Annotated in this window: 11 protein-coding genes; 7 read left to right on the forward strand and 4 right to left on the reverse strand. The window is 71.1% G+C overall.

Annotated features, from left to right (window positions below):
* Positions 1–63: 63 nt before the first annotated feature.
* The 4 genes from kduI (at position 64) to RWH45_RS08815 (ending at position 3,652) form a co-directional block, all read left to right on the forward strand.
* Positions 64–906, forward strand: coding sequence for a 5-dehydro-4-deoxy-D-glucuronate isomerase (gene kduI, locus RWH45_RS08800; RefSeq protein ID WP_315994497.1), 843 nt, complete (start codon positions 64–66; stop codon positions 904–906).
* Positions 906–1,835 (forward strand): sugar kinase, encoded by a 930-nt coding sequence (locus tag RWH45_RS08805; RefSeq protein WP_315994498.1) that lies wholly within the window; start codon positions 906–908, stop codon positions 1,833–1,835. The genes kduI and RWH45_RS08805 overlap by 1 nt, the downstream gene beginning before the upstream one ends.
* Positions 1,832–2,452 (forward strand): bifunctional 4-hydroxy-2-oxoglutarate aldolase/2-dehydro-3-deoxy-phosphogluconate aldolase, encoded by a 621-nt coding sequence (locus RWH45_RS08810; RefSeq protein WP_315994499.1) that lies wholly within the window; start codon positions 1,832–1,834, stop codon positions 2,450–2,452. The genes RWH45_RS08805 and RWH45_RS08810 overlap by 4 nt, the downstream gene beginning before the upstream one ends.
* Positions 2,453–2,605: 153 nt before the next feature.
* Entirely contained in the window at positions 2,606–3,652 is a 1,047-nt protein-coding gene (locus RWH45_RS08815) for an NAD(P)-dependent alcohol dehydrogenase (RefSeq protein ID WP_315994500.1), read from the forward strand.
* A 361-nt stretch (positions 3,653–4,013) separates the two neighbouring features.
* Here RWH45_RS08815 and pgm read toward each other — a convergent pair whose 3' ends face one another.
* On the reverse strand, positions 4,014–5,660 hold the full coding sequence (gene pgm, locus RWH45_RS08820) for a phosphoglucomutase (alpha-D-glucose-1,6-bisphosphate-dependent) (protein ID WP_315994501.1): 1,647 nt from the start codon (positions 5,658–5,660) through the stop codon (positions 4,014–4,016).
* Between the two features lie 128 nt (positions 5,661–5,788).
* On the opposite strand from pgm, the gene pheA reads away from it, so the two are divergent.
* On the forward strand, positions 5,789–6,751 hold the full coding sequence (gene pheA / locus RWH45_RS08825) for a prephenate dehydratase (RefSeq protein ID WP_315994502.1): 963 nt from the start codon (positions 5,789–5,791) through the stop codon (positions 6,749–6,751).
* A 145-nt stretch (positions 6,752–6,896) separates the two neighbouring features.
* Here the strand turns inward: pheA and RWH45_RS08830 are convergent, their stop codons facing one another.
* Positions 6,897–7,964, reverse strand: coding sequence for an LLM class flavin-dependent oxidoreductase (locus RWH45_RS08830; RefSeq protein ID WP_315994503.1), 1,068 nt, complete (start codon positions 7,962–7,964; stop codon positions 6,897–6,899).
* Between the two features lie 77 nt (positions 7,965–8,041).
* Between RWH45_RS08830 and RWH45_RS08835 the strand changes: the two genes are divergently transcribed.
* Both RWH45_RS08835 and RWH45_RS08840 read left to right on the forward strand, forming a co-directional pair.
* Positions 8,042–8,311: a hypothetical protein gene (locus tag RWH45_RS08835; protein ID WP_315994504.1), complete on the forward strand. Its 270-nt coding sequence runs from the start codon at positions 8,042–8,044 to the stop codon at positions 8,309–8,311.
* A gap of 121 nt (positions 8,312–8,432) precedes the next feature.
* Complete coding sequence (locus RWH45_RS08840) at positions 8,433–8,858, forward strand: Asp23/Gls24 family envelope stress response protein (protein WP_315994505.1); 426 nt, start codon at positions 8,433–8,435, stop codon at positions 8,856–8,858.
* A 210-nt stretch (positions 8,859–9,068) separates the two neighbouring features.
* On the opposite strand, the gene RWH45_RS08845 is transcribed toward RWH45_RS08840, so the two are convergent.
* Together RWH45_RS08845 and RWH45_RS08850 are read right to left on the reverse strand one after the other, a co-directional pair.
* Positions 9,069–10,439, reverse strand: a complete 1,371-nt coding sequence (locus tag RWH45_RS08845; protein ID WP_315994506.1) for a cryptochrome/photolyase family protein — start codon at positions 10,437–10,439, stop codon at positions 9,069–9,071.
* Positions 10,440–10,615: 176 nt separating this feature from the next.
* Positions 10,616–11,905: a diacylglycerol/lipid kinase family protein gene (locus tag RWH45_RS08850; RefSeq protein ID WP_315994507.1), complete on the reverse strand. Its 1,290-nt coding sequence runs from the start codon at positions 11,903–11,905 to the stop codon at positions 10,616–10,618.
* Positions 11,906–12,036 lie beyond the last annotated feature (131 nt).

The following is a 12,036-nucleotide window of genomic DNA, read 5'->3' on the forward strand; positions in this document are numbered from 1 at the left end:
CCGGCAACGCCCGGCCGGCCCCCGACCCGCCCGGCTCGCCGGGCTCGACCCCAGGAGAACCGCATGACCGCCTCCATCCCCCAGCGCTACGCCACCCACCCCGAGCAGATCCCGAGCATGACCACCGCGCAGCTGCGCGAGCGTTTCCTCATCGACGACGTGTTCGTCGCCGGAGAGGTGCGGCTGACCTACACGCACCACGACCGCATCGTTCTCGGCGGCGCCGTGCCCGCGGGCTCGGAGCTCGCGCTCACCGGCTACCCCGAGATCCGCAGCGAGTACTTCCTCGAGCACCGCGAGATCGGCATCGTCAACGTCGGTGCGCCCGGCACGGTCACAGCCGACGGCGAGGCGTACGAGCTCGTCACGGGCGCGTGCCTGTATCTCGGCCGAGGCGTTCGCGACGTGGTCTTCGCCGACTCCGCGACGGGCGAGGGGGCGCGGTTCTACCTGTTCTCGGCCCCCGCGCACACGGCGTACCCGTCGGCGCTCGTCTCCCCCGGCGAGGGCACGGTGCGCGAGCTCGGCGACCAGGTCAGCAGCAACCGCCGCACCCTCAACCAGTACATCCACGAGAACGGTGTGAAGAGCTGCCAGATCGTCATGGGCGTGACGCAGCTGCATCCCGGGTCGATGTGGAACACCATGCCCGCGCACACCCACGACCGTCGCACCGAGTGCTACCTGTACTTCGACCTCCCCGCCGACGCGCGCGTCGTGCACCTGATGGGCGAGCGCGACGAGACGCGGCACCTCATCGTGGGCGACGAGCAGGCCGTGATCTCGCCGAGCTGGTCGCTGCACTCGGGCGTCGGTACGGCCGCCTACTCCTTCGTGTGGGCCATGGCGGGTGAGAACCAGTCCTTCGACGACATGGATGCCGCCCCCATCACCGACCTGCGCTGATGGTCGCCCCCTCGCCCGTGCTCCTCGCCGTCGGCGAGACGATGGCGATGCTCGCGCCCTCCGACGGGGGAGGGGTCGTGGATGCCGCGACCTTCCTCGTCGACGCGGGAGGCGCGGAGTCCAACGTCGCCGCCCACGCGGCGGCGCTCGGGATGACGGCGCGATGGGCGAGCCGCCTCGGACGCGACGCCCTCGGCGACCGTGTACTGCGGCAGGTCTCGGCGCGCGGGGTCGACACCACGGGCGTGGTGCGCGATGCGCGGCATCCGACCGGGCTCTACATCAAGGACCCCGGACGGGGGGTGCGGTACTACCGGGCCGGGTCCGCCGCCTCGCATCTCGCCCCGACGGATGCCGATTCCCTCGCGCTCGACGACGTCGACGTGCTGCACGTCTCGGGCATCACCGCCGCCCTCTCCGCCTCGGCGCGCGCCTTCCTCGACGCGGCCATCACGCGCGCCCGCGCGGTCGGCGTCGCGGTGAGCTTCGACGTGAACCACCGGGCGGCGCTGTGGCCCGCGGCGGAGGCGGGTGCCGTGCTCGCCGCCCTCGCGGCCCGCGCCGACGTCGTCTTCGTCGGTCGCGATGAGGCCGAGACGCTGTGGGCGACCCCGACCGACGGCGACGTGCGCGCCCTCCTGCCCGCGGTGGCCGAACTTGTCGTCAAAGACGGTGACGTCGGGGCCACTGTCTTCGAGTCGGAGCGGCGCACCTTCGTACCCGCGCTGCGCGTCGAGGTGCTCGATGCGGTCGGGGCCGGTGACGCCTTCGCCGGGGGCTACCTCGCCGCGCGCGCCCGCGGACTCGACGCCTCCGCCCGACTCGCGGCCGGACACGAACGCGCCGCCCTCACCCTCCGCACCTACGGCGACTCGATCCACGACACGGCCGCACTCCCGACCCCGCACCTCGACAGGACCTCCGCATGACGCCTCCCGATGCCACCGCCGCGTGGTTCGACGACACTCTCGCCTCCGCTCCGCTCATGGCGATCCTGCGCGGCATGGGGCGGGAGCGCTCGCTCGCGCTCGCCGCGACGGCGTGGGACCTCGGCATCGACAACGTCGAGGTTCCCCTGCAGACCCCGACCGACGAGGAAGCCCTCCGCGCGGTGTGCGCCGCGGGGGCCGAGCGCGACCGGATCGTCTGCGCCGGAACGATCGTCGACCCCGCCCAGGTGCCGATCGCCGTGGCGGCCGGTGCGCGCTATCTCGTCTCGCCCGGACTCGATCCCGCCGTGGTCGCCGCGGCCCGCTCGCACGGCATCCCGATCCTCCCCGGCGTGGCGACGCCGAGCGAGGTGCAGCTCGCCGTCTCACTCGGGTTGCGCTGGCTCAAGGCGTTCCCGGCGACGTGGCTCGGGCCGGCGTGGTTCCGCGTGATCCGCGGCCCGTTCCCCGACGTGCGGTTCGTCGCGACCGGCGGCCTCGACGCGGGCAACGTGTCGGACTTCCTGGATGCCGGGGTGCGCGTCGCCGCGGTCGGCTCGGCTCTCGAGGACCCCACGCAGCTGCCGCGCCTGGCCGCTCTGCTCTCGCACGCCTGACCCTCCCCGTCGCGTGAGGTGCCAGGAATCGTCGCTCACCGGGCCCGGCGAGCGACGATTCCTGGCACTTCGCGCACATCCGTGCAAGCCCGACCCGCGAGGGCGTCGGCGGGAGAAGATTGACCGTCCGCAACGATCCCACCGAGGAGACCCATGCACGTCAACGCCTACGCGGCGTCGTCCGCGACCTCGCCCCTTGAGCCCACGACCATCGAGCGCCGCGACGTCGGCCCGAAGGACGTCCTGATCGACATCGCCTACGCCGGCATCTGCCACTCCGACATCCACACCATCCGCGGCGAGTGGGGCGACGTGCCCTACCCCCTGACCGTCGGCCACGAGATCGTCGGCACGGTCGCCGAGGTCGGCTCCGAGGTGACCAGCCACAAGGTCGGCGACCGCGTCGGCGTCGGCTGCATGGTCAACTCCTGCCGCGAGTGCGAGAACTGCCTCGCCGGTGAGGAGCAGTACTGCGAGAAGGGCAACATCGGCACGTACGGCGCGAAGGACGTCGACGGCACGATCACCCAGGGCGGCTACAGCGAGAAGATCGTCGTCGACGAGCACTTCGTGCTGCGCGTTCCCGAGTCGATCCCCTACGAGAAGGCCGCCCCGCTGCTGTGCGCCGGCATCACCACCTACTCGCCGCTGAACCACTGGAACGCCGGCCCCGGCAAGAAGGTCGCCGTCGTCGGCCTCGGCGGTCTCGGCCACATGGCCGTCAAGATCGCCCACGCCATGGGCGCCGAGGTCACCGTTCTCTCGCAGACGCTCAGCAAGAAGGACGACGGCCTGAAGATGGGCGCCGACCACTACTACGCGACGAAGGACGAAGAGACCTTCTCGACGCTCAAGAAGCACTTCGACCTCATCATCAACACCGTCAGCGCCCCGCTCGACCTCAAGCAGTACCTGGGCCTGCTCGCCCTGAACGGCACGATGGTCAACGTCGGTGCCCCGCCGGAGCCGCTGCCGATCCAGGTCTTCACGCTGTTCACGAACCGTCGTTCCTTCGCCGGTTCGTCGATCGGCGGCATCCGCGAGACCCAGGAGATGCTCGACTTCTGCGCCGAGAACGGCATCGCGCCCGAGACCGAGCTCATCTCGGCCGACCAGATCAACGAGGCCTACGAGCGCGTGCTCAAGAGCGACGTGCGCTACCGCTTCGTCATCGACGCGAAGACCTTCGCCCCCGCGTGACCCTCGCGTCCTGAATCCCGGCTCCGGCCCCGGATGCCACGGCCCCGACGCTCTTCGGAGTGCCGGGGCCGCGGCGTTCTCGGGCTTTCCCTTGCCCCGACGTTCTGCTGAGCGCTTGGGGCCGCGGCATCCTCCGCCGTCCCCCTTCCCCCCCGCTCCGATAAACGCCATTCCTTCGCGTAAACGCGGTGTCGCACCGTGTCTCGTGAGGAACCGCGTTTATCGGCGTGGGTGGGGCCGTGGCCGTCCGCCTCCGCTCTGCCGCGGCGCCCCGCTCTGCCGGGCCCGTGCGCTGCGCGACCCCCGGACACACGAAAGCGGCGCCGCCCCGAGGGGCGACGCCGCTGACGGACCGTGTGGATCAGGCCTGGCCGAGAGCGGCCGACACGACCGCGCGGGCCTCTTCCTGCACCTCGCGCAGGTGCTCTTCGCCGCGCAGCGACTCGGCGTACAGCTTGTAGACGTCTTCGGTGCCGGAGGGACGCGCGGCGAACCACGCCGACTCCGTCTGCACCTTCAGGCCGCCGATCGCGGCGCCGTTGCCGGGCGCGTGCGAGAGCTTCGCGGTGATGGGTTCACCGGCGAGCTCGGTGGCGGTCACGGCATCCGGAGACAGCTTCGACAGGGCCGACTTCTGCGCGGGTGAGGCCGGAGCGTCGACGCGCTGGTAGGCCGAGGCGCCGAACTCGGCCTCGAGCTCGGCGTAGCGCTGCGAGGGCGTCTTGCCGGTGACGGCGAGGATCTCGGCAGCGAGAAGGCAGAGCAGGATGCCGTCTTTGTCGGTGGTCCACACGGTGCCGTCTTTGCGCAGGAACGACGCACCGGCCGACTCCTCACCGCCGAAGGCGACGGAGCCGTCGAGCAGACCCGGGACGAACCACTTGAAGCCCACCGGCACCTCGAGCAGCGTCTTGCCGAGCGAGGCGGCGACGCGGTCGATGATCATCGACGACACGAGGGTCTTGCCCACCGCGGCATCCGTCGGCCAGCCCTCGCGGTGCGAGAAGAGGTAGTCGATCGCGACGGCGAGGTAGTGGTTGGGGTTCATCAGCCCCGCGTCGGGGGTGACGATGCCGTGCCGGTCGGCGTCGGCGTCGTTGCCCGTGAGGATGTCGTACTCGTCGCGCGCGGCGACGAGCGAGGCCATCGCCGAGGGCGACGAGGGATCCATGCGGATCTTCTCGTCCCAGTCGAGCGTCATGAACTTCCACGTCGGGTCGACCTCGGGGTTCACGACGGTGAGGTCGAGGCCGTAGACCTCGGCGATGAGCGCCCAGTACTCGACCGACGCCCCGCCCAGCGGGTCGGCGCCGATGCGCACGCCGGCGCTCTTGATGGCGTCGACGTCGATGATGGATGCCAGATCCCGCACGTACGCGTCACGGAAGTCGTACTGACCGAGGCCGTCGAGGTCGATGTCGGCGTGACGGGTGCGCTGCACGCCGTCGAGGCCCGCGGCGATGAGCTCGTTCGCGCGGTCGGCGATCCAGCCGGTGGCGTCGGTGTCGGCGGGGCCGCCGTGCGGCGGGTTGTACTTGAAGCCGCCGTCGCGGGGCGGGTTGTGCGAGGGGGTCACGACGATGCCGTCCGCCCGGCCCGGATCGTCGGTCGCACGGTCGCGGTTGTACGTGAGGATCGCGTGGCTGAGCGCCGGGGTGGGCACCCACGCGTCGCGGGAGTCGACGCGCACGTCGACGCCGTTTGCGACCAGCACCTCGATGGCGCTGCGTTCCGCCGGCAGCGACAGGCCGTGCGTGTCGCGACCGAGGAACAGGGGGCCGGTGATGCCTTGCGCCGCGCGGTAGTCGACGATCGCCTGGGTGGTGGCGAGGATGTGGTCCTCGTTGAAGCTGGTGCTCAGCGACGATCCCCGGTGACCGCTCGTGCCGAAGGCGACGCGCTGCTCGGGCACCGCGGCATCCGGCTTGCGGTCGTAGTAGGCGGCGATCAGTTCGTCGATGTCGATGAGATCGGATGCCTCGGCGGGCTGTCCTGCGCGACTGCTCATGCGCCCAGTCTGCCCGCTCCCTCCGACATGCGCACACGCCGTTGCGCATTCACGGCGAATCCGTCGTCGTGCGGCGCCCCCGCCGGCCACGAAGAGAGGCCGTGCGTCGCCGGTCTAGGCTGTACGCCGTGCTGCCCGACACAGAGACCGTGCCCGCCCGCCGTACCTACAGCTACCTGGGACCCGCCGGCACGTTCACCGAAGCCGCGCTCGCGCAGGTTCCCGAGGCCCGCGACCAGGTCTGGCGGCCCGTGCGCAACGTCGGCGAGGCGCTGGCCGACGTCGTCGAGGGGCGCTCGGATGCCGCGATGATCGCGATCGAGAACTCCGTCGACGGCGGAGTGTCGACCGCGCAGGACGCCCTGGCGACGGTCCCGGGTCTGCGCATCGTGGGCGAGTACCTCGTGCCCGTGAACTTCGTGCTCGTGGGACGGCCCGGAGCGACCCTCGCCGATGTGTCGCTCATCGCCGCGCACCCCGTCGCCTACGGGCAGTGCCTCGGCTGGCTGAGCCGGAACGTCCCCGCGCACGCCCACCTTCCCGCCGAGAGCAACGTCGCCAGCGCCCTCGGTGTGCTCGACGGCACGAGCGCCGCAGACGCCGCGATCGCCGCACCCGGCATCGTCGCGCACCACGACCTGACGGTCCTCGCCGAGGGCATCGGCGACAACCCCAACGCCGTCACGCGCTTCGTGCTCGTCAGCCGCACCGTGGCTCCCGCGCCCCCGACCGGCGCCGACAAGACCTCGCTCATCGTCGAGCTCCCCGAAGACCACCCCGGTGCCCTGCTCGAGCTGCTCGAGCAGTTCGCCACCCGGGGCATCAACCTCAGCCTGCTGGCATCCCGGCCCATCGGCGACGCCCTCGGCCGCTACCGCTTCGTCATCGACGCGGACGGCCACGTGCACGACGAGCGCATGGCCGACGCGCTGCTGGGGTTGCGGCGCTTCAGCCCGAAGGTCATCTTCCTGGGCTCGTACGCGCGGGCCGACCGCGCGATCGTCCGCTACCCGCCCCGTTACGGCGACGACGTGTTCGTCGAGGCGCGCGATTGGCTGCGCGGCCTGCTGAGCGGCGAGCCCGAGACCTGAGCGCCGTAGGCGGGCTCAGCCCGCTCGCATCTCGCGGTCTCGCTGAGCCCGAGCCTCCTCGCAGGAGCAAAGGTCCCGGAGCCTGTTGGAGGGCCCGGGACCCGCGGTTACTCCGGTGGCTTCGACTGGCTCAGCCACCTCAGCGTCATGCTGCGATCGCCGCCGGCGCCGCGATCAGCTCGAGCGTCTGCGCCCGGCCCTCCGACCCCTCGCCGTCGTACGCACCCGCGACCGGCGAGACCATGATCTCGTCGACGCCGTGCTGCGCGGCGAACGCGGCGAGCTGACCCTGCACCTCGGCTCCGGTTCCGACGAACCACTTCTGCCGCGTCGAGGCCATGATCGACTCCGCCATCGCGTCGAACGGATCGGCTTTCGCCTGCTCGACCGTCTCGAGCGGCACGAGCGGCTTGTTCGTGCGCAGGCGCGCCATCATGCGCAGCTGCGGCACGGCCCGCTCTTCGGCCTCGTCGGCCGTGGGCGCCGCCACGACGTTCGCGGTGACGAACGTGCGGGGACCCTCTCCGGACTCGTTGGGCACGAACTGGTCGCGGTACAGGTGCAGCGCCCGGTCCAGCCCCTCGCCGGCGAAGTGGTTCGCGAACACATACGGCAGACCGAACGACGCCGCGAGCTGAGCGGAGTAGTCGCTCGATCCCAGCAGCCACACCTGCGGCACCCCGGATGCCGAGGGCGTGGCCTTCACCTGGTACTCGCTGCCGGAGGTGAAGCGCACGGTCGCTCCGTCGGGGGACGTGAGCGCCATGATGTCGGTGACGTGGTCGGGGAAGCGCGAGACGTCGCTCGTGGTTCCCGAGCGGTTCAGCAGCTGCGTGATGACCGGGTCGCTGCCCGGCGCACGGCCGATACCGAGGTCGATGCGGCCGGGGGCGAGCGCCTCGAGCGCCGCGAACTGCTCGGCGACGATGAGCGGCGAGTGATTCGGCAGCATGACGCCGCCCGACCCCACGCGGATGCGGCTCGTGCGCGCGGCGGCAGCGGCGATGAGGACCGGGGGAGTGGTGGATGCCACGGAGGGCATGTTGTGGTGCTCGGCGAACCAGTAGCGGCGGTAGCCGAGGCGGTCGGCGCGCTCGACGAGATCGAGGGCCGCGCTCACCGCCTGCGCGCTGGTCTGCCCGTGACGCACGGGCACGAGGTCGAGAACGGAGAGGGAGGGGATCGCGTCGTTCACCCTCAGCTCAACGCGCATCGGGTGGAGCGTATTCCGCTTCCGCGAGCGCGCAACCCCCGTGACCGACGGGCCGGGGCGTTCCTAGGGTGCCGCGCATGAGCGATGAAGTCCCAGTGATGCGCACGGTGATGGCCGTCGACGACGCGACGTTCTCGCTCGCGCCCGGACAGGATGTGGCCGACCTCGAGCGACGGATCGAATCCGCCGTGCATGACGGGGGGCGGTTCGAGCGCTTCACCGTGGCGGGCGACCGAGACGTCCACGTGTTGTTCACCGCTCACACGCGCGTCGTGCTCTGGGGTGAGGAGACTCCGGGAGAGACGGCGACGATCGAGCCCGTGTCGGTCGAATGGGAAGAGGGCTGAGGAGCCGGCATCCATCCCCAGCTTTCTCCCAGGAAGAATTCCGTGACGAATCCTCTCCGCCGCGCGTCTCACCTATGACATCGCGGGACACACGGTCCCGGAACGACGGAAGGAAGCGAACATGGCTGAGAGCACCACCACCGCCACCCCCACCCCCGCCACGAAGGACGGCGGCTCGACCGTCATCGTCGACGCCGTCGTCGCCAAGGTCGCCGGTATCGCCGCGGCCGAGGTCCCCGGCGTCCACGCCCTCGGTGGCGGCGCCGCCCGCGTGATCGGCAACATCCGCCAGGCCGTCGGCGCGAAGGACCACGCGCAGGGCGTGAGCGTCGAGGTGGGCGAGACCGAGGTCGCCGCCGACATCGCGATCCAGGTCGACTACCCCGAGCAGCTGCAGCGCGTGGCCGCGAACGTGCGTTCGGCCGTGCACCAGGCCATCACCGAGCTCGTGGGCATGAAGGTCGCCGAGATCAACGTGACCGTGGTCGACGTCTTCATCCCGGGAGACGACGACGAGGACGACGCCGACGAGCAGCGCGTCAACTGACATCGGCTTTGAAAGGGGCGTCACCGCGAGGTGGCGCCCCTTTCGCGTGCCAGGATGCCGAACCCGGTCGGTGTGGATCATCCTCACCGCGGTGTTCGGCGTCACCATCGCCTCCGGGCTACGCGGGCGGGGCGATCCGGCGATGAGCAGGACGAGGCCGGCGGTGGCGACTCGCGCGGAACGGCGCCCGCGCAGACGTGACCCGCCGGCTCAGCCCCCGTGCCGCACGTGCGCGTAGGCGTCGAGCGCGCGCTTGCGGGTCTCGCCGAGGTCGACCATCGGCGCCGGCGGGTCCTCACCGAGGTACTCCGGCGCCCACTCCCGCACGTAGGCGTCGTGCGGGTCGAACTTCTTGCGCTGCGTCTCGGGGTTGAAGACGCGGAAGTAGGGGGCGGCATCCGCGCCCGATCCCGCGACCCACTGCCAGTTGAAGGGATTGCTCGCGGCATCCGCGTCGACCAGGCAGTCCCAGAACCACTGCTCGCCGTGACGCCAGTCGATCAGCAGATTCTTGATGAGGAAGGATGCCGTGACCATGCGCACGCGGTTGTGCATGACGCCGGTCTTCCACAGCTGACGCATCCCGGCGTCCACGACGGCCACACCGGTGCGTCCCTTCTGCCACGTCTCGAGGTGCGAGCGGTTCAGCTTCGGCCACGGGAAGTCGTCGAAGTTCCGGCGCCAGTTCACGGTGGCGATGTCGGGGGAGTGGTACGTGACGTGCCACGCGAACTCGCGCCAGACGAGCTCGGACAGGAAGCCGCTCGCGCTCTTCGCGTACTCGCCCGAACCCCGGTGCTCGACGGTGTCGTGCCACACCTGATACGGGCTCAACTCGCCCCACCGGAGCCGCGGAGACAGGTTCGAGGTGGCTCCGCCGGCGAATTCGTCGCGGTACTTCGAGTAGTCGCCGAGGTCGTCGTCGAGGAACTCCCTCAGCCGCGCCTTGGCCGCCGGTTCGCCCGGCTCCCATGTCTCGCGCAGGCCCTGGGCCCAGTCGGGCTTCGTCGGCAGCAGGCCCCATGAGGACAGGTCGTCGGAGTCGACGGATGCCGACACCCCGGGTATCTTTCGCGCCTCCGGCATCGGCGGCCTCGGCGCGGGCAGCTTCTGAACGGCGCGCGAGAACGGGCTGTACACGCCGTAGGGCTTGTCGCTCTGCGTGCGAACGGTCCACGGTTCGTAGAGGAGGTTCGCCGCGAACGAGGCCACGGTGACGCCGTCGTCGCGCAGCTTCTCCTTGATACCTGCGTCGATCTCGCGCTCGACCCCGCCGTAACGGCGGTTCCAGAAGACGGCGCCGGCGCCGACCTCGTCGACCACCGCCGGGAGCACCGTCGCCGCCGCCCCCCGGCGCAGCACGAGCGTCGCGCCGCGGTCCTCGAGCCGTTCGGCGAGGGATGCCAACGACCCGTCCAGCCACCACCGCGCCGCCCCGCCGATCTCGCGCACGCCGTCCGATTCCTCGTCGAGCACGTACAGCGCCACGATCGGCTCGTCGCGGTCGAGTGCCGCACGCAGAGCCGGATTGTCGGTCAGGCGGAGGTCGTCACGGAACCACACGATCGAAGGCGTTGCCATTCCCCGACGCTATCCACCCCGGCATCCGCCCCTCCGGGCTTGACACCCGCCCACGCTCCCGAAACCACGCGATCGTGACGAGATCACTCGGGCCGGGACCGCCGGAGCGTGTGATGTCGCGCGGGCCGTGTGCTCTCGCCGGATGAAGGAGCCGCAGCGCACCGGAACGTCACGCGTCAGATCGAGGAGACGTCGTGCCCCTTCGGCAGCGCCACGATGAGACCGCCCGCCACGATGCGCGTGTAGATTCGCGTCGCTTCGCCGAACTCGTCGCCGTCGAGCTCGATCGGTTGCGCGGGCGCGGTCGCGAGCTCGATGCCCGTGCCCCGCAGGTACCGCACCGAGGAGTCCTTGCGGCGTTCGAGCACGCGCCGGCCGGCGCGGAACCTGCGCAGCACCGAGTTGTCCCACACGATGCTCCGCCACACGCCCAGCCAACCCAGCACTCCGGTCGGCTGCAGCACGGCGACGTCGAGGCGACCGTCGGCGATCGAGGCGTCGGGGATCAGCGCCACTCCGCCCTGCAGGGCGCCGCAGTTCGCGAAGAGCACGCTGTGCACCTTCGCCGAGTGCAGACGGTGACCGTTCAGCTGGTACATCACGCGGAACGGCTTCGCGTTGACCAGGGACCGGGCGGCTCCGTCGACGTAGGCGACCCACCCGACCTGCTTCTTCAGGTCGTCTCGCGTGTTCTGGATCATCGCGGCATCCAGGCCCATGCCGGCCATGACCGAGAACCCGTGCTCCTCGATCTCGCCGTCGGCGCGGCGGATGCGGGCGAGCCCCGTGTCGATCGAGTGGACGTCGCCCTCGAAGGTCGCTCGGATCATGGCGTCGGTGTCGGTCAGCGGGAGGTTGAGGTTGCGGGCGAGGAGATTGCCCGTGCCGCTGGGGACGATCGTGAGGGGGACGCCGGTGGAGGTGAGCGCCTCGGCGACCGCGCGCACGGTGCCGTCGCCGCCGGCCACGAGCACGGCATCCACCTTCTCGTCGAGCGCCGCGCGGGTCGCATCGTCGCCCAGGTCGTCGACGGTCGTCTCGTAGAACAGCGGCTCAGCCCACCCGGCTTCGCCGGCGAGCTCGGCCACCCGGGCGCGCAGCACCTCGGGCTCGACCTTCGTGGGGTTGTAGACGAGGGCGGCACGCTTCTTCTGCGTGGTCTCGGCGTCCATCGGGGCGTCCTCGCCCTCGGCGTCCACGCGCTGGGCCTTGCCGGGGAGCTCGGCCGAGGAGTCGGGGTCGACGTCCTCCGGCTGATGGATGGTGTCGTCGGGCTCCGCGGCGTCCTTGGGGTGCGGGACGTCCTTGCGCGGATGATCGGCCACGTCGTCGCCCAGGCGGGCGGAGTCGAAGTGCTCGTGCGAGCCGTCGGCCGCGGCCGCGTCGGCCTGCACGTCGGCGGGGGCGTCGTCGGGGACGTTCTCGGGGGACTCCGCGTCGTCACGCGGCTCGTCAGGGGCGGCCATGGCATCCACCATAGGACCGCGCGGGCGGGCGGAACCCGCCGAAGAGACGGGGTTGACGGCGGGATGCCGCACGCGCATGTCTCCCTTCGTTCGGCGGAGCGTCGAACGGCGTGAGGCGATGCCGGCACGCT

The organism is Microbacterium galbum (assembly GCF_032464915.1).
GTDB classification, from domain to species: Bacteria; Actinomycetota; Actinomycetes; order Actinomycetales; family Microbacteriaceae; genus Microbacterium; species Microbacterium galbum.

What these genes read in the sequence shown, in the direction of transcription:
- kduI (WP_315994497.1), top strand. Translation starts at nt 64, where the DNA reads ATGACCGCCTCCATCCCCCAGCGCTACGCCACCCACCCCGAGCAGATC.
- RWH45_RS08805 (WP_315994498.1), top strand. Translation starts at nt 906, where the DNA reads ATGGTCGCCCCCTCGCCCGTGCTCCTCGCCGTCGGCGAGACGATGGCG.
- RWH45_RS08810 (WP_315994499.1), top strand. Translation starts at nt 1,832, where the DNA reads ATGACGCCTCCCGATGCCACCGCCGCGTGGTTCGACGACACTCTCGCC.
- RWH45_RS08815 (WP_315994500.1), top strand. Translation starts at nt 2,606, where the DNA reads ATGCACGTCAACGCCTACGCGGCGTCGTCCGCGACCTCGCCCCTTGAG.
- pgm (WP_315994501.1), bottom strand. Translation starts at nt 5,660, where the DNA reads ATGAGCAGTCGCGCAGGACAGCCCGCCGAGGCATCCGATCTCATCGAC.
- RWH45_RS08830 (WP_315994503.1), bottom strand. Translation starts at nt 7,964, where the DNA reads ATGCGCGTTGAGCTGAGGGTGAACGACGCGATCCCCTCCCTCTCCGTT.
- RWH45_RS08835 (WP_315994504.1), top strand. Translation starts at nt 8,042, where the DNA reads ATGAGCGATGAAGTCCCAGTGATGCGCACGGTGATGGCCGTCGACGAC.
- RWH45_RS08840 (WP_315994505.1), top strand. Translation starts at nt 8,433, where the DNA reads ATGGCTGAGAGCACCACCACCGCCACCCCCACCCCCGCCACGAAGGAC.
- RWH45_RS08845 (WP_315994506.1), bottom strand. Translation starts at nt 10,439, where the DNA reads ATGGCAACGCCTTCGATCGTGTGGTTCCGTGACGACCTCCGCCTGACC.
- RWH45_RS08850 (WP_315994507.1), bottom strand. Translation starts at nt 11,905, where the DNA reads ATGGCCGCCCCTGACGAGCCGCGTGACGACGCGGAGTCCCCCGAGAAC.